Source organism: Hungatella sp. (genome assembly GCF_046966825.1).
The window spans coordinates 124,139-149,367 of the sequence record NZ_JBKVCZ010000001.1 but is presented as its reverse complement, the minus strand read 5'-3'; the positions used below and the strand labels follow the sequence as shown (position 1 = coordinate 149,367).

The following is a 25,229-nucleotide window of genomic DNA, read 5'->3' as shown; positions in this document are numbered from 1 at the left end:
TTAGGTTCCTTCTTTAAGCCTGTCTGCTTTGACACCGCCTGTAACGGTGTAAGGAGTTTCATATCAACAAGTTTTACTAATCCTCACAGACCTTGCATTCTGCAAGCACAGCCGTTAGACTGTTTAGAGATTTAGACCCGTACACTCAAAGGTTCGCCGTCTACTGCCTTTTTACAGTAGAATTCTAACCATAGGTATTTTATAGACCCCGCCCTATCACTCCCAGCCACCTCTGGCTTGGTTTTGCTGTATCCTTTTTGACCTTAGCAAGTGCATACAGGCGACTTCAGCGAGCTTTATGACAATCTTGTGCTTAATCACAATCATGCCATTCGCAGTTTTAGGCAGGCGTTTCAAGGCGTTCCCCTATCATTCCACCTATCGGATTATCAGTTCTCCTAAACCGAACTTTGTTACATTCTTACGTTTAGTGCCTAACCTTTTCAGCTAGGAACGTGTCGCACCGTCGATTTCCTCAATGCCCTCGCCGTAGATGTATTTGGTCAGGAAGCCGAACTCCGCCATCTCGGAATAAATCCCGTCAATCAGTTCATCGGTGGTCATCCCCTCGACAGCAATCCGGTGATCCAGAATGTATTTGCCTGCAAAGCGGCGGATCTGTGCCTTGACTTCCTCGCTGCCATCGCCGGTGACCAGATTGCTGTATTCTTTGGAAAGGTATGCCTGCACCTCCCGCAGCACGGAGGGAAAATCCCGGCTGCCATTTTCTGCGGCAAAGAACAGGTCGTGGGTACGCAGTGTCCGGGCCGCCCTGCGCTGCGGGGAAGGATTCTCTGCCCCATCCGGCTGTTCTTTTTCGTTGGTTTCCGGATCTGCAACGGATTCCAGCTCATCCATTCCGGATTCTTCTTTCTGTGTTTTCCAAGTATCATCCCCCACAGGGTAGTCCGAGCCGAACTGCAGATTGGAAAATTTGTCCGTAAGTTCCGGAGCCGGTTCACGGCTTTCTGCCGGTGCTGCTTCATGGCTCATCCCAGACACTTTTTCTTCCTGAACACTCTGGCCGGAATCCCCAAAGAATGCGGCTTTGCTCCGCTTTTCTCCTAACATCCGAACACCTCCCCTGTGATGGATTCGATTGCTTTTCGGAATCCACGGCTGTCCTTCAGGCTCAGTTCCCGGAACAGATTCCCCTCCAGAACCTGCGCCGCCACTTCCTCCGAATGGGGAAGCTGGAACGCCACGCTGCCCAGCACCTGTTCGATGTGTCCGCTGGCCTCATTCGGGCGCACATTGCTGGCCACCTTATACTGCTTCTCCGCGTCCCATTTGTTTTCTTTCAGAAGCGGAAGCTGGCTGGACAGGTAGCTGATGGATTTCAAGTCGCAGTTCACCAGCCGCAGCACCGCGTCCGATTCCATCAGGGCTATGGCTGAGAGGATGTCGTTGGCGATATAGCTGCCGCAGTCAACGATGATGTACGGCGCGATGTTCCGCAGGCAGTTTAACAGTTCCTCGGCCTGACTCCGCTCATAGGGAGGATAGGTGTATTCGTTCTCACCCTTACGCATCCCAATCAGTGTCAGGTGTTTGAATTTCTTATGGGTGATGCAGTTGTGCCGCACCAGCGATTCCGACACATGGCTGGCGGCAAGGATACTGCCAAGGGAATGTTCTTCCTCCAGTTCATTGGGCGGACAGATGCAGGGGAGCATGGGAGTGTTCATATCACACAAAAGCAGCGCCACATCCCGGTGCTGCTGTGCCAGCCGCGCCGCCAGTTTGACCGCTGCGGTGGTCTTGCCGGAACCGGGACTGCCCCAGACGGCCAGCATCTGGTTTTCGTTCTCCGGCTCCAGATCCGGTTCATCTCCACCCGTATTCCGGCTGAAAATGCTGCGTTTCAGGAAATTCACCGTCATTCCACCTCGCTTTCCGGTGCATCGGTGGGTTCGGAACCCTCGCTTTCCGTAGATTCCGGCTCGGTCTGCCCGTCATCCGTTTCTTCCTCGGCAGGCGGATACAGTTCCAACAGCACAGATTCCTGCGCCGTGATAAACGCGGCGGCATTGGCCTGATCGCCGCGATAAACAAGAGCCAGATGCAGCTTGCCGTCCGCTTCCAGCTCCGCGAGAACCTTGGCCTGTTCCGGAGCTGCCAGCAGGGTAACCGTACCGGGAAGTTCCTTTTCCGCATCCTCATCGCCCTGTTCGCCGGTGTTAGCATCATAGCCGCTGTTGGCCGTGACCGCGATGACCTCCATATACTGCAGTTCGGCGGGAATCACGGTAGCGCCCTGCTTCTTATAATCCGGAGCGATGACGGAAACAATATCGCCGCTCTGCAGCTTGCCGGAGAGGCCGTTGGCAAAGGCTTTCACCGATACGGAGATTGCCTGCTTTTCTCCGGTCAGGCTGTAAAGATAGGCGTTTTCGGCGGCGGGTTCGTCCGCAATCTTGGACGCGATGATGTAATCGCCGGGAGCGAGATCCGCGGAAGCAAACTTTCCGATGGCGGTGTCGAGGTTTTTGACCACATCGTCCGGCAGGTTGTAGCCGCCCACTTCCACGGTTTTCACCTTGTCTGCAGTGATTTCTTCGCCGGTCTTTACCGGCTTCACCACCCGGACGATCTCGGTCTTTTCACTGATGCTCTGATTGAACAGCGGCGTGACGGCAAAGCAGATCACGAGGGACAGCACAATGCAGATTACGCCGATGACCGTTCGATTCTTGATAAATTGCATATTGTTTTCCTCCTTGTTTAGATGCCCTGCATTTGAAATCCGGTCTGTTGCTGCTGATTCTCAGCCATCCGTACCTCGCCGGTAACCTGCTGCAGGGTACACATCGGTTCCTCGTCAAAAAAGTGCAGAGACCCTAACCCCATCGATTCCTTTCCCTGAAAGGGCAGAGGCTGTGCGGATAAGACCGCGCCCACACAATCTTTTTCCACAGGCTCCTTTGAGATAAAGTTATGCGCAAAATCTTCAGGCTCTCCCGTACCGTAAAGGTTATAACAGTAAAGCCCGTCCGGGACACTGCTGTGATCCAGGGCGGCTCCGGTTCCCCAGACTTCCATTCCATCCAATTCGGCCCGTTCATAAAGCCATTGACCGGCATCCGTGCGTTCTTCCATATGTCCTCCTTCTTTCCCTTTCAGACAGGCGGGCCTCGCTTGGAAGCCCGCCCGGTCTGGTTACTGTGCCGAATACTTCTTATGGCTGCGGCGGTAGAAAAAAGCTGCCAGCGCGGCCACGGGAATAGCAGTGCAGAGGGTAACGATGATTTTCTTTTTCATAGGATAAGTCCTCCAATCTTCATGAAATAAGCGGCGGCAGAGCCGGCCGCGAGAAACGGTCCCACGGGGAAGGCGGTTCTTCCTTTCTGCCCGTGAAGCCTTCTGATACAGGAACAGGTAACGCCAAAGGCTGTAAAAGCGGCCAGTCCCAGCAGGGAAGCGGTCAGGCTGGCGGCCAGGCCAAACACAAGACCGGTGGAGGCCGCCAGCTTGATATCCCCGCCTCCGATGCCATCGGCGCCGCCGAAAAACAGGGCAGCCACAAGGTACGGCAGTGCGCCCAGGATACCCAGCAGGTTTTCCGGTGTAAAACACAGGATTGTCAGCGCCGCGATGGAAAGCTGCAGACTGTCTGGAATCTCCCGGCTGCGGATGTCACAAAAGGATACCGCCAACAGCAGAAGGAGAAATAATCCCGCCTGCACGGACAGCAAAACCGGGGCGAATGCCGCTGTACTTTCCATCAGCAGGACTGCCGGATTATCCGGCATAGTTGAACATTTCCTGAATGCGGCGGGTCAGGGTGGGGAGGACAGTATCGTTGAACAGGGCGTAGAGACCGGCCAGCAGCAAAGCGCCCAGCACTACGCAAAGCAAAATTTTGACAGCGGTGTCCACATACCCCTCCCCGGTATTTTCAGAGAGTTTCTCCTTGGCCTGCAAGGCTTTCATCGTGACAGCGGTGCGGAACTTGATAACCTGATTTCTGATTTTCTTCATTGTGATTTCCTCCATAATTTAAGATTTTTGTTTTTGAAGTTACATTCCGGTCATCTGCTGACCGGGCTGAGGCGCTTCCTGCGCGGAAGCTGTCTGCGCAGGCGCATCCGCCTGCGCCATCGCAATGGCCTGATGGTAGGCATCCAGCACAGCTCCATGGAGCTGCTCCCTAAATTCGGCGGTTACGGGGAAACAGACTTCCTTATAACCGTCCTGTGTCTTACGGCTGGGCATGGAAACGAACAGGCCGTCTCTACCGCCCTCGACGACTTTGATTCCCCGGACGGCAAAGCAGCCGCCGATGGTTGCCGAGGCATACGCCCTTGTTCCTCCCTGTGAGCCGGGCGGGTACATGGAAGTGATGCGGATATCCAGTTCTGTCATGGTGGTTCCTCCTTTTTTTCTTCTGCCTTTTCATGGGAAAAGCGTCCTTTCTGTTTCTTTTCAGTAAAAACAGGTGGACAATGCCGCCTGCTAAAACTGCATGATTGGTCCTTGCGTCATCGACTGTCCAGGCGGTTCAAAATCTACCTGCCTAAAGCCGATACGGTCAACGTAGTGGAAGGTGCTGCCGGATTCATCATAAAGCTCCAGCACATCGCTCATGGAAATGATGTGTCCGGTATAACTGGCCGGGTAGTCAAGGTAGAACTTGGTATAAAGCGCGGCCAGGTCATTGGTTTCTACCGCGCCGTCATACACCTGCTGGTAATTTTCCAGATCAGGCGAGCCGAAGTTTTTGCACAGTTCGTCATAGCTGACGAATTTCATCCGGATATCCACATCAGGCTTGAGCTGCCAGATACGGCAGTTCTTTAATACCTCCATTTCGCGGGCGTCCCTGGGGGCGCTCATCAGCCGGTCAAACATCCCGTCTGTCCACTGGACCTCACGGATATTCCGCTGCTTTGTAAGGAAATCAATTAATTCCGGCCCCTCAAACATGGGATCAACCACAGCGCGGCCATCCGACACACGGCCCACCCGGTTTCCGTAGTAGACGATGATGCCGCTTTCAATGCGAATCGGTTTCATAGCCGTTCCCTCCCTTTATGTCATGGTCATGCCTCCGTTTTTTTGTCCCTGACGGAATGCTTCGAGTTCTTCCTGTGATGGATAAACCAGTTCTCCCTTTACCACCTCCATAACCGCAAAGTCATCCCGGTCACAAATCAGCACCCGGTACTGATAGGGCTTCTGCATTTCCATATAGCCCATGACCTCCTGCGGGGAGCACAGCCAGACGCCCGCAGCATACCGTCCATCGGGCAGAAAACTGTAACCGGAGTATTGCGGCGCATGACTGGAAAGATCTAACGCGCCGGATGGGCGGATCTGCGAAAGCTGCAGCTTGGCCTCATCGGGCAGAAGCTCCGGCTTCAGCGTCCCCATCACATCGCCGCGCAGGAACCGGCACTGCTCTCCGGTGGACAGGGAAACCAGAAATACCGACCGCCCAATGGGATTGGGATTCGCCCCATTGCCGCCTGTGCAAAAGAAAAGCTGCCCCGGATGATCTTCGGGCAGCACAGACTGTGGCAGGACAACCACCTTATTTTTCAGGGAAAATCCAAAGCCGGTCTGGTCACAATCCTCATGTGTAAAGATTCGCATCGGTTTATCCCTCCTTTTTCTGGAGCAGAGTGCTCAATTCGCCAATCAGTTCCAGCCTTGTGGCATCCGGCATGGATTTGAACGCCGCCCGCACATAGGCTTCCACGGCTTCCGGGGACTGGTCGCCAGCTTCCACGATGTCCACCTTGCGCACCGTCACCCTGCCGTCCGCAAGGCCGAGACGCACAATGTCACCGTATTCCATCTTTGCCGCGTCCCGCAATGCCTTGGGAATCAGCACACGGCCTTTCCCATCCACCAACTTATAAATCGGTTTATTTGTCAAGATATCCTCCTTCCTCCAGCGCCTGCCTGACATCTTCAAACGGAATCCCCAAATCCTCCAGCAGTCCAAGCAGGGGATGGGTTACCGTTTTAAACGGTTCCTCATGGCCTATTAGCAGGACACCAGGGAGTGTTTCCACTGTCAGGTCGCTGTCTTTGGGAATCCCCGCCGCTTCCAGCATGATGTTCGGGATGGAAAGGACGTTCCCTTCCGGCGGTGCCGGTGTCATTTTCTTTTCTGACTGATTCATATTGCCTCACTTTCCGAGCCGGTCGGCTCTGCTATCGCATAGCGGTCATCCTCGTCCTCATCATATAGGGAAAACAGATGAAGCTGCCTTGGCTCTGTCCGTTCCTGTTCTCTTGGATCGTAATTGGTGATGATGACCTCCGGGAATTCACAGCCCCCGTCATAACGCTGGGCCAGGTTGTTGATGCGGGTGACGGCTGTGATGGTATAACCGGCATACAGTTCCCGGATAAATTCGCAGTCGTTGTAGCTGACCATCCATTTCCCCTTACTCACAGCCAGCGCATCCCTAAGCCGTGTGTGATCCTCTTTCCGGAACACCACGGCATAGTGACCCTCCGTTTCATAATAAGGCGGATCGCAATAGAAAAAGGCGTTCTCCCGGTCATACTGCCGGATCAGCGCCTCAAAGTCTTTGTTTTCCACCACGGTATCCGAAAGCCTGCGGGATGCCTGCCAGATGGCCGCAAAGCATTTCCGCACATCAAAGGGCTGGCAGCCATACGAGGTACATCCGCTCCCATAGCTGTAACGGATGAGCTTAAAAAATGCCGCCGCACGCTTGACGTCCGTCACCTCCGCATTCTCCTGCAGAATCGCTTTTATTTCCTCGTACTCCGGCGGCGGCAGGGAAATCTCGGCCAGCTCCAGTTCCTCGTTCAAGAACCGGGTGTCGAATTCCTGTTTGTCGAGGAAGTTACGGATTACGGTAAACTCATCACGGCTGTTGATGGGCAGGAACCCCAGTTCACGCAGGAGCGATCCCGTCCGGTTCTTCACACAGTAGAACAGGTTGGCCAGATTGGAATTGTAATCGTTGTAGACCTCCATGCACCTCTGGTCGGGCGGCTTCCCGAACAGCACCCAGCCACCGCCGCCGAATACCTCAATATAACGGTCAAACTTAGCCGGGAACATGGTATAAATCAACTTGCGGAGGGCCTTTTTACCGCCCACCCAACTAATAAAGCTGTTGATGCCGCATCACCTCCTTTGCCTGCGGCGGTCGTTATCTGTCATTTCATCTCCATGCCGGAATAGGAAGGTTCCTTCTTCATAACGCCGCAAGCTGTTCCAGCGCTGCCTGCTGAAATTCCGTAAGGCTCATATCCCAGTCGATAAATCCCCAGTCATCTGGATAATAACCGCCATGTTCATCCAACGGAAACGGCCCCCGGCACAGGATGGTTCCCCAGTGGTTGACCATCACAGACCGTTTGATCTCGGCAAAGCTGCCGTCCAAATCATCAGAATCCCGTACATCATAACAAAAAAGCCCCTCCGGGACAGTGTCACGGTCGAGGCGCATATTGGTGAAAAGGACGGGCTTCCCGTCAATCTCCGCCAGCATATATCCTTCTTTTGTCGCATCAAATACTGCCATCGCATATTCCTTTCTCTGCTTTTACTGCATGGTCATTCCGGGAGTCGGTCTGGTATACTCCGGCACAAAGGGTTTCTCATTGCGGGCGATGGAGCCGTAGGGTGTGGCGACAAAACCATTGCCCTGCAGGTAACGCTCCCCATAGCCTTTAAAATCGAATCTGGAAAATGCCGGATCGTTTACATCGAAATCGGCTTCTTTCAGGACATATTCCGCATAGGCTTCCGGGGAGAGAATAATGGGATCGTAATCATAACAGTCCAGATTCTCTGCAATATCCAACTGCATATCGAGGTCATTGCAGACCTCCAGCTCCAGCACAGCCTTATATTTCACCAGTGTCCGCCTGTCCGGAAACGCCTGTATCTTCCCTGCTAACGTGTTCAGCCTGCCAATGTCCTCGTCACCAGCAAGCTGGTATTTCAGGGAGGGGAGGATGCTCTCTGCCTCGGCAATCACACAGGTGTCAAAGGTGCTTTCTCCAAGTGAAGCAAGCGCCAACCGCATGGCCTGCTCATCGGCGGGTAATTCCAGCCACACGCCGCTGTCCATAACCGGAACGTTGTTCACGCTTTCCAGCCGCAGGGAAATCAGACCGCTGTGTCTGTCCGGCTGTTCCGGCAGATGAACGCCGTCATAGACCTCCTGCCAATCCTTCGAGCTGCAGTATACATAACCCTGCGAGGTAAAGGTACCCTGCTCATTACGGCGGAGTGCCTGACCGACCTTTTCCTCATCCAGCAGGTCGAACACCTCGTCAGGCAGGTCCTGAATCAGATCCAGCATTCCACTCTGCATACAGATTGCGCCGAGATCATAATCATTGATGACGCCGGGATGAAACTCAAAACTATCCACGTTGTAGGCGGCATTGATCAGTTCCTTCATACTCATGGGGTGGTCGATATCGGCGTCCTGCCGGAGTTTCAGAATCCCTTCATAGGCTCCAAGCTGCGTTTCATTCATCCGGCCTGCCTTAACCGCCAGCAGATTTAATTCCTCCAGCGTTTTACTGCCCGATAGAGTCAGGGCGGATCTGACAAAACTGAGAAACCCTCTGAAGCCATGCAGTTCATAACCGCCGCCCTCCGGCACATGGGCGCGCTGCAAGGCATCGTCTACCTCATACCGGCTGGCTGGCAGTTCTAAATCCGCGCCGTGATAGCCACGCCGCCCCCGGTATTGATTGGCTATGATAGTCACCTGCATCTACATTCCTCCCATTCTTATCCCAAATCCCTGTGACTGGCCGGATTTCAATTCCTGCTCTGTTTGAATCACAAAATTGTTTCCAGGCTGCCAAAAGCACACATACATCTCACCGTTGTCCACTTCGATGGAACGCTGTTCAAAACCCTCTCCAAACCCATCACTGCATTGTCCCGCCCATTCCTCCTTCAGTTCCTCTAATTCTCCCTCCGACAGTTCCCCATACGCCTGCACTTCCAAAACTCCCCACAGCTTTCCGTCCCATTCCTCGACCGTGGGAGTCATGGAGTAAACCTTCCGCTCCAGCAGCTTATTGTTCAGATAGGGGGCAAGCACCCGTTCCCCCTCGAATTCCAGCGACTCCTTCTTCAGGAAATCCCGCAACAGTTTCTCGTACTCACATAAATCATAAGCATCTATTTCCTGTGGCTGGTCAGAGTACCCCCATTCATGTCTGGTAAACAGGTTCGCGGCCAGAGGGCTGAACAGCTTAAAGGAGGACAATTCCTCCGGAAGCGGCTGTATCGTATTCCGCTCATTCACCACCAGCCCGCAGGTGGTCTGTATGGCACCTTCTTCCTTCATCATGGCTTTTCCAAGGGCGGTAAAATTTAAAAACCTTGCTGTGAATTTATCAACATAGTAACTGTCACTAATCTCCAGCGCTCTATGAGCGAAGTCCGCCGGTTCTTTAAACTCCTTCGGTTCCATAACAATCCGATAATCCCCCAGAGTCTCCACAATCTGAATCGCTCTTTCCATTGTGCTGGGGGCTTCCGCTTCCAGTGCTGCAAATAGTGTTTTTTGCTGCGTTCTTGTACCATCTAATTTCATATTCAGCGCTGCGGCAAAACGATTCAGTTCCGGTATGGAACTGCCACAGGGCAGACGTTCCTTCAGCCCCTCCAGCTCATCCAGAACATGAAATTGCCGGAAGTCCTCCAAACTGGATATTCTAAGTTTATTCCTTAAATAATCCAGTCTCATATCCGGCACAGGCAGATAGAATGAATCCACTTTTTTATCCTTGTAACAGGACACCTTCAGCAGACTGTTTTTCTCATAATTTGGATCAGGCAGGCATTTTCCATCATAGAGCGGCTCCAGCGCCTCGCCGGTTCTGAAGGCATAGCCTGATTGTGTGAATTGTCCGGCGTGATTTTCCGCATACGTCCGGCCAAATACCTCATAATCCAAAGCGGCGGCGAGTTCTTCCGGTATCTGGTCATAATCCTTCTGAATCAGATATTTCCCCAGCTCTGCCTCTGTCCGGACATCCGGATAAAACGCAAATTTATTCAGGTTGCAGGACAGGTTCACAAGTTCCATCAGGGTATACGGCTTTTCAATCTGCACAGCGGCTCCGAAGATTTCCCGCTCCTGTTCCGTCATGCCCTCCATCCGTCTGGCGAGGAAATCGAGTTCCTCCAGACTGTGGTATGTGGCTGGTTTCCCTGTCAAAAAGTCCGCCAGACCATCTACGGGGGACTTTACATCATGGATTTCTATTTTCGGGTATTCCTTCGCTTCCTCCAGCTTGGCATAGGCTTCGCCAAGTTCAGCGGATGAGGATGGCAGCTTTAACCACACGCCCTGATCTTCGCCATCGGTTAAATAGATTTCAAGCATTCTTTACCCTCCGTTTCCTTCAAAATGACAGCCGGGCCATAGCGCCGGATCAGGAACGCGGTGATAATCAGCCAGAAGGCTTCATCACTCACCAACTCCGGATCGGTCAGTTCCGAAAGGCTGATGTGTTTGGTTCCTTTGTATAAGTCTTTTGCTGTATGAAACAAAACATAGCCGTCCAGATCCACACCGTGAATATGGATGGATGAAAAATCAATCAAATCCGGACGCACCGCCGCCTCGGCTTTGCTCCAGAGGAACATATCTGCGGTCAGAAGGTACAGGGCGGCGCACCACGCAGACTCATCCTGCATCTTTGTACGTTCCTTCCACTGTCGTTCAAAGCATCGGAAATGCCTGCGGTCAGAGAATAACGTCCGTGGTCTGGCCGACAGGCGCGACACGCGGCTCACAAAGGGGCGTTCCCGTACCTCTGCGGTAAGTACGCCCAACAGCTCATGAAAGGGGACACAGCCCGTCACAAGCCGTTCACGCAGGCAGACGCAGCCAGCAGGGTTTGTATCTTTTTTCTTTCTGCCTTGCTGTGAGCAGCAGCTACCGTCATCGCCACAAACGCTGTATTCAAAGCGGCTCACCGTCATTCCGCTTCTGCGGGGTGTGAAGCCAGGAATCATCTGCATCTCAAACTCGGTATTGGCATATGGTGTACTGGCCATAAATTTTGCAGTCATGGTTCTCAGTCCTTTCTCTCAAAATAAGTGTTCACCTTCAATCGCTTTAAAAATAAAAAAACCGGTTATATTCTCACATGAAGAACATAATCGGTCTTACTTATTTCTCTTTTTTATTCATTTGCAGTTCCATCATCTACTGCATTTTCATGCCCCGTGTAAACAACGCCTGCATGGATTCTTCCTGAACCATCCGGCATTTTTCCTTTGCCTGCTGAACCAGCTCCAGCGCTTCCTCCAATGCCGCTTTTTCTGTTTCCGAATCGACCGTGGATCTCAGCGCTGTTTTTATTGTCTTTTCTGCCTGTGATAAATCGGTTCTCACGCGTTCATAATGCATCATTGTATCAGCCTCCCTGAATGTGGTATCTATATCCATTTTACTTTTAGCCGCATCCTGGCGGGCTTTATCCAAACCACATAGTTTCCAGCCGATCCAGCCACGCCATATCCATCTCGCCTGCCTCACAGGTGACTTTCTCCATGGTGTATCCCTTTTCCTGCAGTCCTTCCCGGATATTCTGCAGACAGTAATTTGAAAAACTTTCCGCTTCAGCCTCGTTTTCGTCATGGCACGAGAACGTATACTCCACTTTTACCTTGTACCCGGAAAACGTAAAATCCAGGTTACTGGTGATATTTTGGGAAAGTGTGCTGTCTTTCTCGAATGCGCTCCTGATGTCATTGACTATTTTTTCTTTCATCCCTTCAAACATCAGGCGATTGCATTCCCCGTCAGCAAAACCGGTATGGAATAATACGGCGGTGTTTACTTCGTAATCTTTCATTGGCATAATTCCTCACTTCCATCTGGTATTACCCTTCATTTTGGGATATAAAAATAAATCCTCTTAGATTCGTTTCGGTATAAAAACGTCTCTGTTCCTCTTGTAATCTGTTATTCCATTTTCATCTGTGTGGTCTGGATGTCTGGAGCCTCTAAAAGCTGGGCATCTAAAAAGAAATATCCTGTCATCCGCTTCATACTTTCAAAATCCTCAAACTCCGGCATGCACACGGATACCGTCATCGCATCCAGAATCCGGTTCTTGCCCTGTTCACGGGAAAGCTCCAGATAATTTCCCCAATAACCGTCCGCGCCAGTATGGATTTCCTCATAGCGCCCATCCACATTGATCAGGTATTTTGCGGTATCAACTCCAATTTCTTTTTCCATGACATCCTGACCCTTGTACATACAGCCGTCCACATAGGTGTCGATTGTTTCCTTCGGCGCCATATAAAGCGTCATAGTACGGGACATCTCATCCGGGTATTCCTCTATTGGTTCTTCCGTTAAAACAACCTTTGCCACAAAGTTGCGCGGCGGTTTGCAGTCCGCCACCAGACTTGCCAGCTTCTTCCCCTTAAATTCTTCAAAATACATTGGATCGCCAAATTGAAATCGTTTCGGGCATGTCACAGAATAGATTTCCTTTTTCATGGATTCCGTTCCTCCTTCTATGAATCATCAACAGAATTTGACTACAACCAGATAAAAGCCATGTTCTCCAAAAATGAAGAGCATGGCTTGCTATCAAGTGAAATCCACCATATAGGCCGTCCTGCATATTTTCCGGTATTCATTCCCTTTCAGCGCATCTCCTGAGTAACGGCGAACCTTCCGGTTCAGATACCGCCTGTTCAGGGAAAGTCGGTGTTTCAGTTCTCCCCTATAGCTGTATGATCCGTTTCCTCTCGACCAGCAATTTCTTTTCTCTCTGGCTGTCCCGGATCTTGGTTTCTGTAATGGCATTGTTTCCTCATTCCTCCTTTTTTGATTGTCAGTACAGCATTATACCTTTTTCTTTCGCAAAAGCTACCCCAATAACCAACAAACAATTGATGACTTTCCATTAAAAATGGACAATAAAAAAACTGGCCTCCAGGTCATCCCCAGCCTCCAGTTACAATCCTAATCTATGTCAACGCTATACACACTTTACCTTTCTATCTGTGTATGCAGTTTCTATTTCCCTCACTTTTTAACGCTATGCACATGATACACATAAAAAATCCTTACTCCATTTTACGTCCAGAAGCAGGACGTTGGGCGCTTCCATCAGGATGCGAAGCAGGTATAACCGCCGTTTCTCTCCTCCCGAAAGTTTGTCGATCACCGTATACTGCACACTGGAGGGGAAGAGAAAGCGCTCCAGCATCTGAGACGCGCTGATGCTGCCGTCCTTTGTCTTCACATACTCTGCGGCACCGCGAATATAGTTGATTACCTTGACGCTTCCGTCCATAGCTTCATTTTCCTGGGAGAAATATCCCATCTTGACAGTCTGTCCGACGGTCACATTACCCGCGTCCGGCTCCAGCCACCCGGCTATAATCTTCATCAGCGTGGATTTTCCGCTTCCATTGGGACCGATGATGCCGATGCGGTCATTTTTCAGGAAAATATAGGTGAAATCCTTCATCAGAACCTTGTCGCCATAGGCCTTGCTGATGTCCTCCAGCTCCACTGTCGTGCGGCCCAGCCGGCTGGAAACGGAGTCCAGCTCCACGTTCTGATCCGCCTCCGGCCCCTTCTGGTCCCTCAGTGTTTCAAACCGTTCAATATGGGCCTTCTGCTTGGTTGACCTGGCCCGTGCGCCGCGCTGCATCCATTCCAGCTCCACCCTTAAGAGGGACTGGCGTTTGCGTTCCGTGGCCTGTTCCATATCGAGGCGCTGGGCCTTCAGTTCCAGATAGCCCTCGTAATTGGCCTGATAGCTGTATAATTTGCCCTTGTCCAGCTCCACGATCCGGTTCGTCACACTGTCCAGGAAATACCGGTCATGAGTTACCATTAAGAGCGCTCCGTTAAACCGGCGCAGATACGTCTCCAGCCAGTCCGCCATGGCGCTGTCTAAATGGTTGGTCGGCTCGTCCAATACCAGTAAATCCGCCGTGGAAAGAAGGACGCTTACCAGCGCCACCCGTTTTCTCTGGCCTCCCGAAAGGGTCTCCACACGGTCGTCAAAATCCGTGAATCCCAGCTTTGTAAGCATCGTCTTTGCCTGGCTCTCTAAGTCCCACACATGAGCGTGTCCCTCATTTTCACGGACAATGCTTTCCAGGATCGTATCGCCGTCATGAAACTTCGGATTTTGAGATAAAAACCGGATATCCAGATTACGTCCGCGCACCACGCTTCCGTCGTCCGGTTCCTCCAGCCCCGCCACAATCTTCAATAGCGTCGATTTCCCCGTTCCATTGATCCCGATAAGGCCGATCTTCTCACCCTCATTGATGCTGAAGCTGGTATCGTCAAAGAGCAGCCGCTCGGTGTATGATTTTGTCAAATGTTCTATCGTTAATAAATTCATCTTTGTAATTCGTCTCTCCGTTCCTTATTCATCGCTGTATAGAATCCACGCTTCTATTCAATCACCAGTTCCACCGGGCAATGGTCGGAGCCAAGTATCTCCGTATGGATATCCGCACTGACCAGCCTGTCCTTTAACGATTCTGATACGCAGAAATAGTCAATTCTCCAGCCTGCGTTCTTGGATCTGGCGCTAAACCGGTACGACCACCAGGAGTAAATCTCCTCTCTGTCCGGATAGAACCAGCGGAAGGTGTCGATGAATCCGGCCTCCAGAAGATCTGTAAACTTGCCGCGCTCTTCGTCTGTGAAGCCCGCGTTCTTCCGGTTAGTCTTCGGATTCTTCAAGTCAATCTCCTTATGTGCCACATTTAAATCACCGCAGAAAATAACCGGCTTCTTCTCTTCCAGCCCTTTTAAATACTGAAGAAATGCATCCTCCCACGTCATACGGTATGGCAGGCGCGCCAGCCCGTCCTTGGAATTGGGAGTGTAGCAGGTGACAACGTAATAATCGGGAAATTCCGCCGTTATTACGCGGCCCTCATGATCGTGTTCCTCTATTCCGATGCCGTACGCAACAGATAGCGGCGCCTCCTTCGTAAACATGGCAGTTCCCGAATAGCCTTTCTTTTCCGCGTAATTCCAGTATTGATGGTAGCCCGGCAGATCCAGTTCAATCTGTCCCTCTGAAAGCTTGCTCTCCTGTATGCAGAAAATATCCGCCTTCACTTCGTGAAAATAATCTAAAAAACCTTTACCTACGCAGGCGCGAAGGCCATTAACATTCCATGATATCAATTTTTTCATTTAACAGTCTCTCCTTAGACAATAGATAATGTAAGTATAGCATTTTCCAGGACAATAGAAAAGATTAATCTTGGTGGAAATTTTCACATGAGGTCTTCCGCCAGATCTGATCCATAAGAATCATTCTCAAGTTGATTCCGCTCTGTCGGAATGATATACTGCCACTGAATACATGAAAAGGAGGACTTATCTATATGAGGCATTTAAACAGGCTGGCTGCGCTCGCGCTGTCAGTATCCATGGGCATTTCCGGCTGCGCGTTTGCACCGGCATCGTCTGCTTCTTCCGAGACAGTCTCTTCTACATATGAAAAAGATATGGATAATGGAGAAACCTTCTCCGCCGAATCAGCAGATAGCGAAGAAACTTCAATTGATGATACCGGGGCAGCTTCTCTATCGCCTTCAGAGCAGTCCAGTGAAACGGAGGAAGAAAACGATTCAGAAACAGACTCTGAGAGAGCGGCCGCATTTGCTCAAAAAATAAAAAAGGCTGTTGCAACAGCTGATCTGGAAGGTTTTGCAGATCTCTGCGGCTATCCGGTCTACATATCCCTGGAATCAGGGGACGGCCGCGAGCTTGAGACACGGAATGACCTGATCGCCCTCGGCTCAGAAACGCTGTTCACCCAGAAGATGAAGGACACCATCGCCGCCGTACAGGAATCGCAGCTTGACTCCTACGGCGCTGGCGTGATGATGGGCGAAAACGGAACGGTTGTGTTCAATGATGTAAATGGAACGATGATGATTACGGGAATCAATTTGTCTGACTGATGTGAGAAGGAACAGGGCGCGGGGCACGCTGTCCCCCGGAGATTTTTCATTCATAGGACTAACTTTCCTATGGATGAAATAATGGGTGCTCAGATAACCGGCACCCATAACTGAATATCACTTTCTCCCTTTTCGTCCAACCGTTCCCCATACCTTGCAAAATCATACCGTCTGCCGTCGTCAAACCGACAGGTGGATTCAGGAAACCACTCCCCATAGATGTATTCCACTACCGGCTGAAGGCTGTCCTCATTCCTTCCGCGGAAGGAAAACACAGCATAACGGCCGGCCGGGAGTGTAAATTCCTGCATTCCCCTGGGAACCGTGTGTTCTTCGGCGACCTCTGCTCCCGCAATATACCGGAACACCTTATCCATTCCCTGGCAGGGATAATAAGAGTAGTCATTTACCCCAATCAGAAATTCCTCGTCCGCGCGGCCGGAGATACGGCCCTTTTTTGCATGAAGCCGCCTCCAGCACCTGCCGATTACAGAGAAACCGCCCTTTGTGGAACCGCAGAAGCCGACGATGGATATCGTCTTCGCCTCCGTCATGGCTACCTCGAGTATCCTGTCCCCCCGCAGTTTTTCCCGGCGGGAGGTATCGTATTTCAGCTGCAGCGGGAAGAAATCACCCTTCTTCCGGTATTGGGATGGACTGTGTTTAAAATACTTCTGAAACGCCCTTGAAAATGAGCGCTGCGTTTCGTATCCGGAAGCCAGCGCAATTTCCAGAACAGGCTCTTTCGAAAACACCAGCATCCTGGCCGCCTCAGTCAGCCTGCGCCTCATAAGATAGGTATGCATGGGAAAACCGGTAACAGATGCAAACATGCGGTGCAAATGATATCTGGAATAGTTGAAAGCCGCAGCAATACCTTCTAAATCCAGCCGCTCCTCCATCAGATGTTCTTCGATATAGTCAATGACTGCAGCTATTTCTTCTATATTATTTGGTGTGTGATTCATCTCGTCACTCCATTTGTCACTCAATTTGACCCCCGTTCTGCTCCCCATCTTACCATTCCTGTCGACCGTCTCATCGTAATTCGCAGCCCCCAATTCACTTGCCATAATCCCCGCCTCCTGTCTTTTCTCTATCATACCAGAAAACAAGAACATTTTTGTCACATTTCTTGCTGCCTGCATGCTTTCCGACAGTCCAGTTTTTTCCATTTCCCTTCCTTTTATCTCCCGTTCACGCCTTCTGGCTGTCGGGCTTGCAGCCGGAGGCAGAAAATAAGCCGGAAAATTCTATCAGAAGAAATTTACCCGGCTCTATAAAACTGCTTGTTTTATTTATTTTCTTTTTTTGTCATCCATTTCTTCCGCTCTACGAAACGTCCCATGACAAAGGCCATGATGCCGACGCCGATCCCGGTCTGAATGCAGAACAGCAGGCTTTCCACCTCGCCCGGGAGTTCGCCCTGAATCAGGGTTTCCATTACCGGAGTGAACCACGGCTCATACTCTTCTCCACGGATTTCAGCCACCATCTGGCTTCCCGCATCATCAGATCCGCCGAATTCTGCGCCTTTTAACGCGAACAGCGGAATAATTGCGATCAGGCAGGCAATGACCAGTAAAACGATTACAATGATTTTTTTATTCTTATCCATCTTATTTTGCCTCCTTTGCAAATCCGATACTGGAAAGCTCCGGCCCGGCGTAGGATTCCAGCGCTATGATGATAACAGTAGTGAGAAGTCCTTCAATGATGGCCAGCGGCAGCTGTGTCGGCGCAAACACGCCTAAAAACTTCGCCGCAGACAGAGCCACACCGCCCTGCTCTGCAGGATAGGCAAGCGCCAGCTGAAGGCTGGTTACGCAGTATGTAAACAGATCGCCAAGGGTAGCCGCAAGAAATACGGATACGTAGCGGTTTACCTTTAACTTTCCGCATAATTTATAGATCCCAAAAGCCACGAACGGACCAGCAATCGCCATAGAGAAGGTATTGGCACCCAGCGTGGTGAGTCCCCCATGTGCCAGTAAAACCGCCTGGAAAATCAATACGATAATTCCAAGGATGCTCACTGCCGACGGCCCAAACAGGATCGCCCCGAGACCGGTTCCGGTCATGTGGGAGCAGCTGCCCGTAACAGACGGAATCTTCAGGGACGAAATCACAAAAATAAACGCCCCGGCCATGGCAAGCACAGTGATGTTCTTTCTGTTTTCACCCAGTGTACGGCGGATGGAAAAGAATCCGGCGGCCAGGAACGGCACACAGACAGCTCCCCATACCAGGCAGTAGCCCAAAGGCAGATACCCCTCCATAATGTGCATCGCATACGAAACCGGCATAACGCCGAACGTAAATGCAAATGCCACTGCAAGTGTCATGATTCTTTTTTCTTTCTTCGTCATCTCTATTCTCCCTTCAAAAAAAATAAGCACCTCATCCGATGATTCCCACTCATCAGACCGGTACTTTGACGACAGCCTCTTCTTCGCTCTTATCCCCTGTCTTCACAGAGATCCCCGGTTTTCCGGACGCAAAAAAAGGCTTCGGCCTCCGGTCATCGCTCGTAACCGGACGCATCGTATCGCAACAGGCAGGTCTTCTGACTCAAGGTTCATCACAGCAGCTCATCTTCCCGGTTACCCAGTGATTTATCGAGCCCTGCTCCTCTTTTACAGCGGCGGGACCGTAAGGGATTTTCACCCTTTTCCCTATTATCCTGCGGAGAATTTCACAGGCACCTCTTGCGTAATTCTATTGTATTGTACACGAAAACAGCTCCGGCTGTCAAATACATTTGACTCCGTCTGCTCTCATTTTCAAACTGCCTGCTTCCTGCTGCCGGCACAACAGCCGTTCCAGTTCCTCTGCATCTTTTGCATATGAACCGTCAGGCACAAGCCCATGGGCCGCCAGCCGGCTGCACACATCCATCAGGACCGGCTTTCTTAAGTTCGCCTGCGATACCACGCTTTCATCCTGAAAAATGCGGCGCGGCGAGTCGTCCGCAATCAGACGGCCTCCGGCAAATACCAACGCCCGGTCCGCCCATCTCCAGGCGAAATCCACATCATGGGTTGAAATCAAAAGAGTTTTCCCCATATTCCACAGCTTATCCAGAACCGCCTCGAATACTGCCGTATTCAGAGGGTCCAGTGAAGCCGTCGGCTCATCAAACAGGAAGAGTTCCGACTCCATCGCAACAATATCCGCGATACAGACCCGTTTCTTCTCACCGCCGCTAAGATAGTGAGGCGGCCTGTCTTTCATCTCTACTAAATTCATACAAGCAAGGGCCTCATCCACGCGCCGTTTCACCTCCACGGCCGGAAGCTTTAAATTCATGGGCCCAAATGAAACCTCCGCGGCCACCGTTGATGCGATAATCTGATTATCCGCCTCCTGAAACACAATTCCAACGTGCTTTCGCAGCTCGTTCCGGTTCTTTTTTGTAATTTCGGTACCCCGGTATAAAATTTTCCCGGAATCCGGTGACAGCACTCCGTTCAAATTCAGAAAACACGTGGATTTTCCTGCTCCGTTGGAACCCAGTACCGCGATCCGCTCACCCTTTCTGACCGATAAGTTCACATCCTGCAGGGCCGTTTTCCTGCTGTCATAGGAATAGCAGAGATGCTCTGTCTCCAAAATCACATCTCCTCTGTTCTCATCCACATACTCACCACCTTTTCTCTCATTTTCTCTGTATCACTCCGATGTCGGACTACAGTAAGATCCACACCGCCGCAATCAGCAGTAAGTATCCTGCTGCCGCTGCCGCCTGGCTTCCCCTGATCCGCTTCTCTTCCTCCAGGAAACAGAGATCCCCGTCGTAGCACCGGGACAATAGAGAGTCATAATACGTGTCCGCCTTTTTCAACGATGCCACCAGCAGATTGCCGGCGGTACTTCCGAAGGTACGGCAGGATGTCCTAAAATCGCAGGTTCCCAGCCGGGAAACAGCGGCCTGCTTCATCTGACTGTGGGTGTCGCTCAATACGAAAATAAAGCGGTAAATCAGATACATCAGTTCCACAATCATTTTCGGTACGTGTATGCGCTTTAAGACTCCGATCATCTCACTGGCCGGCGTGGCAAGCGTCATCATGTACATGGCACTGACCGCCCCCAGCGCTCTGGTAAACAGCAGCACAGCCTGCAAAAGCCCGGCCTTCGTCACATAGAGCGAAAACCATGGAACGCTTATATACCAGTCGCCGCAGGGCCTGCGTGAAATACCTATGGCAATCGCCACAGTCCCCATAAAAAGAAAGGCGAGAGGAATCGTAAGCAGCTTTAAATACCGTGCAGGCGATAAGCCTCCCGCAATAACCGTAATGCAGGCCATGGTAAAGATTACAAATACCGACACCGACAGCTTGTCCGCCGCGATGCACAGACAGAGCGCCGCCATCCCCACCGCCATCTTAAGCCCCGCATTCCAGCTTCTGAGCCGCGACTCATAGGCATAGAAATCAATCGAATGCGCCGCATCGTGTTTATGACCTCTGTAAATTGGTTTCACCTCCCTTGATCTATTTACCGGCATTGGCCGATATGACCCATTATATAACGGGAGGAGGCGTATGGCAATTGAATCGCTCCTATTTTTTCAGCAGTAAGACACATTAAAAAAGGAGCCTTTTTATTTCGGCTCCTTTTTTTGCAGTCATCCTATTCCCCCAAGATATTATAAAAACGGCATTTTGTTTCTATAAAATCTATAGATTGAAGAAGCATTTCATTTTCCTTCTCCAGATTCATACCTTCTTCCAACTCTCTCCATAAAGCTACGCTGGCAGCCACACTGCCTCCCGGTGTCGTAAAAGCTTCAATGTCAAATCGTCCGGAATAGCCAATATCTTTTAAAGCAGAAAAATACTCTTCCCAATGAAACTTCCCCACTCCCGGAAGCCTTCTGTTATTTTCTGCAAGGTGAAGATGTCTTAAATACTTACCTGCTGTTAGAATTGCCTCCTGAATAGAATTTTCCTCTACCGACATATGGAACCCATCCAGCATCAATCCAACATTTGGATTCTCCACTATTTTGCAAAACCGAACGCCCTCTTCAGCAGTGTTAATCAGGTAACCTTCAAACCGGTTTAATGGTTCAATGGTCAGTATTATTGAGCTGCCACGAATCTCTTTTACCGCATTCTTAAAGCAAAGTGCTGTTCGTTCAAAAATCCGCCGCTTTTCAGTCATAGGAAGTGTCTCTACCCTGTAAGAGGGCCATTTCGTATAAAAAGTTCCTCCCAACAGACAGATATCCGCGCGCTCCATCATTTCCAGAATCTGATGCATATATCTTATTCCATTTTCCCTGACTGCACAGTCATCGGAAGCCATATCACAATCTTTAGGAAACCCACAGCTAAAAACAATTTCCACGCCCTTCTCTCCAGCATACTGCACCAGATCACGAAGCCGCTCATAATCTCTTAAAAATGGGTCCGGTGGCAGTTCCACACACTTAAATCCCAAAAATGCAAACCGTTCAATAATAGGATAAAAGTATGTCACCGGCTCACTTTGTCCAAACAGAAAATGAATGCCCGTTTTTAATTTTACCAATATACCTTATCTCCTTTCTTTCAGCATATTTAAACGCTTAATCGGAAAGGCCAAAGTTCTCTAATCCATTTTCCTTAATAAAATTCCGATACCATTCGTTCATTGTGTCTTCACTCTGTGCCCGATTCTTTAATTCATCCGTCACCTCGCCAGAGGTTACAATCTGGCCCTCATAAAGATTTTCTCCGCCTTTCAGTTTCTTTCCTTCTGTCAGCATTCTGGCCGCCGCCTGTACAGGGAGATAGCCTTCCATCCATACATTCTGGAATGCACATACATCAAGATACCCCTCTTCCAGGAGATTTAAGGCTTCCGCTCCTGGATCATAAGCCGCCATAACAGTTTCTCCACCACTAGCCTGTTTTACTTTTCCCATATTAGTTGTTTCCAACGCAGATAATCCAACCATTGCCTTTAAATCCGGGTTAGAAGTGTAGATATTTTCCCAGTTATTATAATTTAAAGTTGTATCCTGGTCCGTTTCGTATACACCAATAAATTCCATTTTAGTTCCGTCATACGCTTCTTTTACCTTCTCTGCCCGAGTAGCATGAGATGCCGGTCCAAGTACGCACACGCCAAGCGCAACCACTCCTTCTTCTCCGGTCTTCTCCCTTACAGCAGATCCCAGGTCATACGCAAGTTTTGCTGTATCTACTCCAAAATAAGCCGCTCTCTGTGAAGTTGGCGCATCCGTATCCGTCACAATTACAGTAATTCCCTTTTCGACCGCTTCTTTAATCGGTTCATCCCACACAGTAGGATCTCCAGCAATGATAACAATTGCATCGCAGCCTGCTGCCACCAGAGACTCAAACATAGAAATCTGCTCTGTATTATCAGTATCAACCGGCCCTGTGTAGGTAAGCTTCACACCATAGTCTTCCGCGGCCGCCTTAGCCCCATATTCTATGGAAGACATAACATCACCGGAGGTCGTATGGACAACAAAACCAATATGGTAATCATCTGTTTTCGGTTCTTTAGCTTCAGACGCCTGCTCGGTTTCTTTTGACTTTTCACTTGTCTCTTTTGCTGATGTATCTTTCGCAACACTCTCTGTTGTCGATTTTGTATCCCCTTCAGTGGATACAACGGAAGTACACCCCGTAATACCTAAAACTACTGCCATACATAACGCTGCCGCATTTCTCTTTTTCATAGTAAATCTCCTTTCCCTCTGCATCTTTTGTTTTCTTCCTCTATAAAACTCTTTCCTTCCTACCTCTCCGATGAGCCTGATTTCGCGGGCCTCCTTTCCACCATCGTATCAATAAAAATTGCAAGAATCATGGTAATTCCAATAAATAAGGACCGCCAGCCAGACTGCATACCCAAAAATACCAGACCATTCTGAATAACGGTAACCAATATGATTCCTATAAGGGATCCCCACATACTGCCGCTTCCACCGCCCATTTTTGTTCCACCAATTACAACAGCACCAATTGCTGACATAGCATAATCGCCTCCTGTCGTAGTATCTGCGGAAGTGAGATTTGAAAGAGTGAGAACTGCTCCCAAACCACTTAAAAAACCGCTGAGCGCCATAACCTGTATCCGCAGCATTCGGGTTCTGATTCCCATTTTCCCCGCAGCCGATTCATTATCGCCCATCAATATCAAATGACGGACGAATCTGGTATTTTTAAACAGGAATAATAGTATTCCAAATACCACCAGTGAAATCCATGCAATCATAGAGATACCAAACACACGGATTCTGGCCATAGTCAAAAAGGAACCTCCCGGCAGACCGCTAATAGTTTTTCCCCCATTTAAAAGCAAAGACAATCCCCTATAAACCGATACCGTTCCTAGTGTAACTACAATCGTGGAGAGCCTGAATGTTACTGCAAGAATCCCATTCAATGCACCGAGTGCTGTAGCTGCCAACAATCCAATTATTACTGCAATCCAAGGGTTCACGCCTGCCTTTGTCATGAGAAGCGCCATCAGTGCCATAGTTACATTCAGTACCATCCCTACGGATAAATCAACTTCGCCAGCACAAAACACAAATGTCATACCGTATGTCAAAAGTCCCAGAATACTCATCTGTTTCAAAACGACAGCAATATTCTGTCCTGACATAAATGACGGGATAAAAATAGAAAATCCCAAGAGTACAGTGAGCATCGCCAGGAAGACCCCGACTTCTTTTTTTATGGCCTTCTTATCTGTCGTTTCTGACTCTCTTCCATCCGCTGTATGGTTTTTAAGTCTGATTTTTTCAGTTTCATTTGTTCCCTGGCTGCCTGCAATATATTTTAGAATTTCTCCTTTCGTTGTACCTTCCCCTACAGTTTTAATATGTCTGCCATCACGAAACAGTAAAATCCTATCACTTAATGCAGTCAACTCATCAATCTCCGATGAAGTCAGGATAACTGCAAATCCCTGGGCTGTCAGACGGTCGATCAGTTGATATATCTCCTGTTTTGCCCCTACATCGATCCCTCTGGTGGGATCGTCCAGTATAAGAAGTCTGGGTTTTGTAGCCAGCCATTTAGCCAGCAGAACTTTCTGTTGATTGCCGCCAGAAAGTTCAATGGCAGTATCTTCCACCGACTTACACACAATATTTAGCTTTTCTACATATTCTTTTGCAATTCTACGATTGTCCTTATGCTGGATCAATCCACGTCTGGAAGTTATCCGGAGAAGACTCTGTGAAATATTATCTTCAATAGACCATTCTGTCATCAGACCTGTATCCCGCCTGTCTGACGGCACCATGGCTATATGCCTGCTCATCGCCTCCAACGGTGTTTTGTTGACAATCTCCTCTCCCTCCAGAATTATTTTCCCGCTATGAAAACGTCTTAGACCAAACAACACTTCTAAAAGAGCTTCATACCCGCATCCCGCCAGCCCGGAGAGCCCCACAACCTCACCTTCGCTTACAGAAAACGATATGTCATCCAGTTGTCCATTTACTGATAAATGCTCTGCCTCTAAAACGAGTTTACCTGCCTTTGCTGGATTTCTACTGAATACACACTTTGTATCACGTCCAAGCATCAGCGCTATGATCTCGTCAATTGATGTATCTTCTTTTCTTAATGTCTGCACATAACAACCGTCGCGCATTACGGTTATCCGATCCGCAATCTCAAATACCTCATCCATTCTGTGAGATATATAAATTATGGTAATACCTTTTGCAGTTAGTTCCCGTATCAGCTTAAATAATATCTGAGTTTCATACATATTAAGTGCAGAATTCGGCTCATCAAGAATAAGTATTTTGGCTTCTCCTGCCAATGCCCGGGCAATCTCGATCCACTGACGCTGCCCGATTGACAGTTGTTTTACCGGTACATTAATATTGATGTCCAGTTCCATCTCTTGCAGAATTTCCGCTGTACGGTGACGCATCCGTTTATGTTCCAGTATACTGCCTCTGCATTTTTCTCTTCCGGCAAAGATATTCCGTTCTGCATCTTGAAGGGAGAACAGGGATAGTTCCTGAAATACAATATTTACACCGCACTTTCTGGCTTCCGCAGGATTTCTGGGTTGATATTTTTTCCCTTCCAGATACATATCTCCCGAGTCATACCGATAAACTCCAGCAATCAAATTCATGAGCGTTGATTTTCCGGCACCGTTCTCCCCGCAAAGCGCATGTACTTCCCCCTTTTCAAGAGAAAAGCTGACATTATTTACTGCTTTCACCTGATGAAAGTTCTTACATACATCTCTGAATTCGAGAATTTTATCACTCATAGTCCGCCTC

The 25,229-nt window shown here is 49.8% G+C and carries 30 protein-coding genes, 1 pseudogene and 1 riboswitch; of the genes and pseudogenes, 1 reads left to right on the top strand and 30 read right to left on the bottom strand.

Annotated elements, in window-relative coordinates; all coding sequences use genetic code 11:
* Nucleotides 1-447: 447 nt before the first annotated feature.
* From ACLTD4_RS00735 to ACLTD4_RS00630, 22 genes and pseudogenes are all read right to left on the bottom strand, one after another.
* Nucleotides 448-1,071: a hypothetical protein gene (locus ACLTD4_RS00735; RefSeq protein ID WP_302818693.1), complete on the bottom strand. Its 624-nt coding sequence runs from the start codon at nucleotides 1,069-1,071 to the stop codon at nucleotides 448-450.
* On the bottom strand, nucleotides 1,065-1,883 hold the full coding sequence (locus tag ACLTD4_RS00730; protein WP_412250245.1) for an AAA family ATPase: 819 nt from the start codon (nucleotides 1,881-1,883) through the stop codon (nucleotides 1,065-1,067). The genes ACLTD4_RS00735 and ACLTD4_RS00730 overlap by 7 nt, the downstream gene beginning before the upstream one ends.
* Nucleotides 1,880-2,707 carry a Flp pilus assembly protein CpaB gene (gene cpaB, locus ACLTD4_RS00725; RefSeq protein ID WP_302818691.1) on the bottom strand — a complete coding sequence of 276 codons (828 nt, stop codon included), beginning with the start codon at nucleotides 2,705-2,707 and terminating at the stop codon, nucleotides 1,880-1,882. Before cpaB ends, ACLTD4_RS00730 begins: the two co-directional genes overlap by 4 nt.
* 17 nt (nucleotides 2,708-2,724) lie before the next feature.
* Complete coding sequence (locus ACLTD4_RS00720) at nucleotides 2,725-3,099, bottom strand: LPD28 domain-containing protein (protein WP_302818690.1); 375 nt, start codon at nucleotides 3,097-3,099, stop codon at nucleotides 2,725-2,727.
* Nucleotides 3,100-3,257: 158 nt separating this feature from the next.
* On the bottom strand, nucleotides 3,258-3,752 hold the full coding sequence (locus tag ACLTD4_RS00715; RefSeq protein ID WP_302818689.1) for a prepilin peptidase: 495 nt from the start codon (nucleotides 3,750-3,752) through the stop codon (nucleotides 3,258-3,260).
* A complete protein-coding gene (locus tag ACLTD4_RS00710; RefSeq protein ID WP_302818687.1) occupies nucleotides 3,742-3,981 on the bottom strand; it encodes a DUF6133 family protein in 240 nt (79 codons plus the stop codon). Before ACLTD4_RS00710 ends, ACLTD4_RS00715 begins: the two co-directional genes overlap by 11 nt.
* A 39-nt stretch (nucleotides 3,982-4,020) precedes the next feature.
* The gene (locus ACLTD4_RS00705) at nucleotides 4,021-4,365 is read right to left on the bottom strand and encodes a SpoVG family protein (protein ID WP_002595345.1); all 345 of its coding nucleotides are present in this window, start codon (nucleotides 4,363-4,365) and stop codon (nucleotides 4,021-4,023) included.
* A gap of 90 nt (nucleotides 4,366-4,455) precedes the next feature.
* Nucleotides 4,456-5,016: a YodL domain-containing protein gene (locus tag ACLTD4_RS00700; protein ID WP_302818686.1), complete on the bottom strand. Its 561-nt coding sequence runs from the start codon at nucleotides 5,014-5,016 to the stop codon at nucleotides 4,456-4,458.
* Nucleotides 5,017-5,031: 15 nt separating this feature from the next.
* Entirely contained in the window at nucleotides 5,032-5,595 is a 564-nt protein-coding gene (locus ACLTD4_RS00695; protein WP_289582807.1) for a hypothetical protein, read from the bottom strand.
* Nucleotides 5,596-5,599: 4 nt separating this feature from the next.
* Nucleotides 5,600-5,914: an AbrB/MazE/SpoVT family DNA-binding domain-containing protein gene (locus ACLTD4_RS00690; protein ID WP_051077490.1), complete on the bottom strand. Its 315-nt coding sequence runs from the start codon at nucleotides 5,912-5,914 to the stop codon at nucleotides 5,600-5,602.
* Nucleotides 5,871-6,131, bottom strand: a complete 261-nt coding sequence (locus ACLTD4_RS00685; RefSeq protein WP_002595341.1) for a hypothetical protein — start codon at nucleotides 6,129-6,131, stop codon at nucleotides 5,871-5,873. The genes ACLTD4_RS00690 and ACLTD4_RS00685 overlap by 44 nt, the downstream gene beginning before the upstream one ends.
* Nucleotides 6,128-7,108, bottom strand: a complete 981-nt coding sequence (locus tag ACLTD4_RS00680) for a DNA adenine methylase (RefSeq protein ID WP_080633549.1) — start codon at nucleotides 7,106-7,108, stop codon at nucleotides 6,128-6,130. The genes ACLTD4_RS00685 and ACLTD4_RS00680 overlap by 4 nt, the downstream gene beginning before the upstream one ends.
* Before the next feature lie 76 nt (nucleotides 7,109-7,184).
* A complete protein-coding gene (locus ACLTD4_RS00675) occupies nucleotides 7,185-7,514 on the bottom strand; it encodes an LPD28 domain-containing protein (RefSeq protein WP_298546088.1) in 330 nt (109 codons plus the stop codon).
* A 21-nt stretch (nucleotides 7,515-7,535) separates the two neighbouring features.
* Nucleotides 7,536-8,723, bottom strand: a complete 1,188-nt coding sequence (locus ACLTD4_RS00670) for an antirestriction protein ArdA (protein ID WP_302818683.1) — start codon at nucleotides 8,721-8,723, stop codon at nucleotides 7,536-7,538.
* The gene (locus tag ACLTD4_RS00665) at nucleotides 8,724-10,352 is read right to left on the bottom strand and encodes an antirestriction protein ArdA (protein WP_302818682.1); all 1,629 of its coding nucleotides are present in this window, start codon (nucleotides 10,350-10,352) and stop codon (nucleotides 8,724-8,726) included.
* Nucleotides 10,334-11,044 (bottom strand): hypothetical protein, encoded by a 711-nt coding sequence (locus tag ACLTD4_RS00660; protein ID WP_002595336.1) that lies wholly within the window; start codon nucleotides 11,042-11,044, stop codon nucleotides 10,334-10,336. Before ACLTD4_RS00660 ends, ACLTD4_RS00665 begins: the two co-directional genes overlap by 19 nt.
* A 136-nt stretch (nucleotides 11,045-11,180) precedes the next feature.
* Entirely contained in the window at nucleotides 11,181-11,387 is a 207-nt protein-coding gene (locus tag ACLTD4_RS00655; RefSeq protein WP_118077245.1) for a hypothetical protein, read from the bottom strand.
* A 64-nt stretch (nucleotides 11,388-11,451) separates the two neighbouring features.
* Complete coding sequence (locus ACLTD4_RS00650; RefSeq protein WP_002595334.1) at nucleotides 11,452-11,832, bottom strand: hypothetical protein; 381 nt, start codon at nucleotides 11,830-11,832, stop codon at nucleotides 11,452-11,454.
* A gap of 110 nt (nucleotides 11,833-11,942) precedes the next feature.
* The gene (locus tag ACLTD4_RS00645) at nucleotides 11,943-12,488 is read right to left on the bottom strand and encodes a hypothetical protein (RefSeq protein ID WP_118077212.1); all 546 of its coding nucleotides are present in this window, start codon (nucleotides 12,486-12,488) and stop codon (nucleotides 11,943-11,945) included.
* 93 nt (nucleotides 12,489-12,581) lie between these two features.
* Nucleotides 12,582-12,800 (bottom strand): hypothetical protein, encoded by a 219-nt coding sequence (locus tag ACLTD4_RS00640; protein ID WP_302818680.1) that lies wholly within the window; start codon nucleotides 12,798-12,800, stop codon nucleotides 12,582-12,584.
* A 277-nt stretch (nucleotides 12,801-13,077) separates the two neighbouring features.
* A pseudogene (locus tag ACLTD4_RS00635) lies at nucleotides 13,078-14,361 on the bottom strand (ABC-F family ATP-binding cassette domain-containing protein); the annotation flags it as partial.
* A 53-nt stretch (nucleotides 14,362-14,414) separates the two neighbouring features.
* Entirely contained in the window at nucleotides 14,415-15,170 is a 756-nt protein-coding gene (locus ACLTD4_RS00630) for an exodeoxyribonuclease III (protein ID WP_055660132.1), read from the bottom strand.
* Between the two features lie 194 nt (nucleotides 15,171-15,364).
* Between ACLTD4_RS00630 and ACLTD4_RS00625 the strand changes: the two genes are divergently transcribed.
* Nucleotides 15,365-15,946, top strand: a complete 582-nt coding sequence (locus tag ACLTD4_RS00625; RefSeq protein WP_117621941.1) for a hypothetical protein — start codon at nucleotides 15,365-15,367, stop codon at nucleotides 15,944-15,946.
* An 89-nt stretch (nucleotides 15,947-16,035) separates the two neighbouring features.
* On the opposite strand, the gene ACLTD4_RS00620 is transcribed toward ACLTD4_RS00625, so the two are convergent.
* The 8 genes from ACLTD4_RS00620 to ACLTD4_RS00585 all read right to left on the bottom strand — a co-directional run bounded on the left by ACLTD4_RS00620 (nucleotide 16,036) and on the right by ACLTD4_RS00585 (nucleotide 25,219).
* Nucleotides 16,036-17,019 (bottom strand): AraC family transcriptional regulator, encoded by a 984-nt coding sequence (locus ACLTD4_RS00620; protein ID WP_320995800.1) that lies wholly within the window; start codon nucleotides 17,017-17,019, stop codon nucleotides 16,036-16,038.
* Nucleotides 17,020-17,240: 221 nt separating this feature from the next.
* The gene (locus tag ACLTD4_RS00615; protein ID WP_117621939.1) at nucleotides 17,241-17,564 is read right to left on the bottom strand and encodes an energy-coupling factor ABC transporter substrate-binding protein; all 324 of its coding nucleotides are present in this window, start codon (nucleotides 17,562-17,564) and stop codon (nucleotides 17,241-17,243) included.
* Between the two features lies 1 nt (nucleotide 17,565).
* Entirely contained in the window at nucleotides 17,566-18,315 is a 750-nt protein-coding gene (locus ACLTD4_RS00610) for an energy-coupling factor ABC transporter permease (RefSeq protein WP_002605260.1), read from the bottom strand.
* 169 nt (nucleotides 18,316-18,484) lie between these two features.
* Nucleotides 18,485-18,670: riboswitch (cobalamin riboswitch) on the bottom strand.
* 27 nt (nucleotides 18,671-18,697) lie between these two features.
* The gene (locus ACLTD4_RS00605; protein WP_117621938.1) at nucleotides 18,698-19,585 is read right to left on the bottom strand and encodes an energy-coupling factor ABC transporter ATP-binding protein; all 888 of its coding nucleotides are present in this window, start codon (nucleotides 19,583-19,585) and stop codon (nucleotides 18,698-18,700) included.
* Between the two features lie 49 nt (nucleotides 19,586-19,634).
* The gene (gene cbiQ / locus ACLTD4_RS00600) at nucleotides 19,635-20,435 is read right to left on the bottom strand and encodes a cobalt ECF transporter T component CbiQ (RefSeq protein WP_320995801.1); all 801 of its coding nucleotides are present in this window, start codon (nucleotides 20,433-20,435) and stop codon (nucleotides 19,635-19,637) included.
* A 149-nt stretch (nucleotides 20,436-20,584) separates the two neighbouring features.
* Nucleotides 20,585-21,487 carry a sugar phosphate isomerase/epimerase family protein gene (locus tag ACLTD4_RS00595; RefSeq protein ID WP_181988643.1) on the bottom strand — a complete coding sequence of 301 codons (903 nt, stop codon included), beginning with the start codon at nucleotides 21,485-21,487 and terminating at the stop codon, nucleotides 20,585-20,587.
* Between the two features lie 37 nt (nucleotides 21,488-21,524).
* The gene (locus ACLTD4_RS00590) at nucleotides 21,525-22,649 is read right to left on the bottom strand and encodes a sugar ABC transporter substrate-binding protein (RefSeq protein WP_181988644.1); all 1,125 of its coding nucleotides are present in this window, start codon (nucleotides 22,647-22,649) and stop codon (nucleotides 21,525-21,527) included.
* A gap of 59 nt (nucleotides 22,650-22,708) precedes the next feature.
* Nucleotides 22,709-25,219: an ATP-binding cassette domain-containing protein gene (locus ACLTD4_RS00585; RefSeq protein WP_117621935.1), complete on the bottom strand. Its 2,511-nt coding sequence runs from the start codon at nucleotides 25,217-25,219 to the stop codon at nucleotides 22,709-22,711.
* Nucleotides 25,220-25,229: the final 10 nt, after the last annotated feature.

Coding starts and splice junctions, on each gene's coding strand:
- ACLTD4_RS00710 (WP_302818687.1), bottom strand. CDS start 3,981: ATGAAGAAAATCAGAAATCAGGTTATCAAGTTCCGCACCGCTGTCACG.
- ACLTD4_RS00590 (WP_181988644.1), bottom strand. CDS start 22,649: ATGAAAAAGAGAAATGCGGCAGCGTTATGTATGGCAGTAGTTTTAGGT.
- ACLTD4_RS00705 (WP_002595345.1), bottom strand. CDS start 4,365: ATGACAGAACTGGATATCCGCATCACTTCCATGTACCCGCCCGGCTCA.
- ACLTD4_RS00650 (WP_002595334.1), bottom strand. CDS start 11,832: ATGAAAGATTACGAAGTAAACACCGCCGTATTATTCCATACCGGTTTT.
- ACLTD4_RS00610 (WP_002605260.1), bottom strand. CDS start 18,315: ATGACGAAGAAAGAAAAAAGAATCATGACACTTGCAGTGGCATTTGCA.
- ACLTD4_RS00620 (WP_320995800.1), bottom strand. CDS start 17,019: ATGGCAAGTGAATTGGGGGCTGCGAATTACGATGAGACGGTCGACAGG.
- ACLTD4_RS00645 (WP_118077212.1), bottom strand. CDS start 12,488: ATGAAAAAGGAAATCTATTCTGTGACATGCCCGAAACGATTTCAATTT.
- ACLTD4_RS00630 (WP_055660132.1), bottom strand. CDS start 15,170: ATGAAAAAATTGATATCATGGAATGTTAATGGCCTTCGCGCCTGCGTA.
- ACLTD4_RS00735 (WP_302818693.1), bottom strand. CDS start 1,071: ATGTTAGGAGAAAAGCGGAGCAAAGCCGCATTCTTTGGGGATTCCGGC.
- ACLTD4_RS00695 (WP_289582807.1), bottom strand. CDS start 5,595: ATGCGAATCTTTACACATGAGGATTGTGACCAGACCGGCTTTGGATTT.
- ACLTD4_RS00585 (WP_117621935.1), bottom strand. CDS start 25,219: ATGAGTGATAAAATTCTCGAATTCAGAGATGTATGTAAGAACTTTCAT.
- ACLTD4_RS00730 (WP_412250245.1), bottom strand. CDS start 1,883: ATGACGGTGAATTTCCTGAAACGCAGCATTTTCAGCCGGAATACGGGT.
- ACLTD4_RS00690 (WP_051077490.1), bottom strand. CDS start 5,914: ATGTCAGGCAGGCGCTGGAGGAAGGAGGATATCTTGACAAATAAACCG.
- ACLTD4_RS00640 (WP_302818680.1), bottom strand. CDS start 12,800: ATGCCATTACAGAAACCAAGATCCGGGACAGCCAGAGAGAAAAGAAAT.
- ACLTD4_RS00665 (WP_302818682.1), bottom strand. CDS start 10,352: ATGCTTGAAATCTATTTAACCGATGGCGAAGATCAGGGCGTGTGGTTA.
- ACLTD4_RS00720 (WP_302818690.1), bottom strand. CDS start 3,099: ATGGAAGAACGCACGGATGCCGGTCAATGGCTTTATGAACGGGCCGAA.
- ACLTD4_RS00670 (WP_302818683.1), bottom strand. CDS start 8,723: ATGCAGGTGACTATCATAGCCAATCAATACCGGGGGCGGCGTGGCTAT.
- ACLTD4_RS00625 (WP_117621941.1), top strand. CDS start 15,365: ATGAGGCATTTAAACAGGCTGGCTGCGCTCGCGCTGTCAGTATCCATG.
- ACLTD4_RS00700 (WP_302818686.1), bottom strand. CDS start 5,016: ATGAAACCGATTCGCATTGAAAGCGGCATCATCGTCTACTACGGAAAC.
- cpaB (WP_302818691.1), bottom strand. CDS start 2,707: ATGCAATTTATCAAGAATCGAACGGTCATCGGCGTAATCTGCATTGTG.
- ACLTD4_RS00655 (WP_118077245.1), bottom strand. CDS start 11,387: ATGATGCATTATGAACGCGTGAGAACCGATTTATCACAGGCAGAAAAG.
- ACLTD4_RS00615 (WP_117621939.1), bottom strand. CDS start 17,564: ATGGATAAGAATAAAAAAATCATTGTAATCGTTTTACTGGTCATTGCC.
- ACLTD4_RS00685 (WP_002595341.1), bottom strand. CDS start 6,131: ATGAATCAGTCAGAAAAGAAAATGACACCGGCACCGCCGGAAGGGAAC.
- ACLTD4_RS00675 (WP_298546088.1), bottom strand. CDS start 7,514: ATGGCAGTATTTGATGCGACAAAAGAAGGATATATGCTGGCGGAGATT.
- ACLTD4_RS00715 (WP_302818689.1), bottom strand. CDS start 3,752: ATGCCGGATAATCCGGCAGTCCTGCTGATGGAAAGTACAGCGGCATTC.
- ACLTD4_RS00660 (WP_002595336.1), bottom strand. CDS start 11,044: ATGACTGCAAAATTTATGGCCAGTACACCATATGCCAATACCGAGTTT.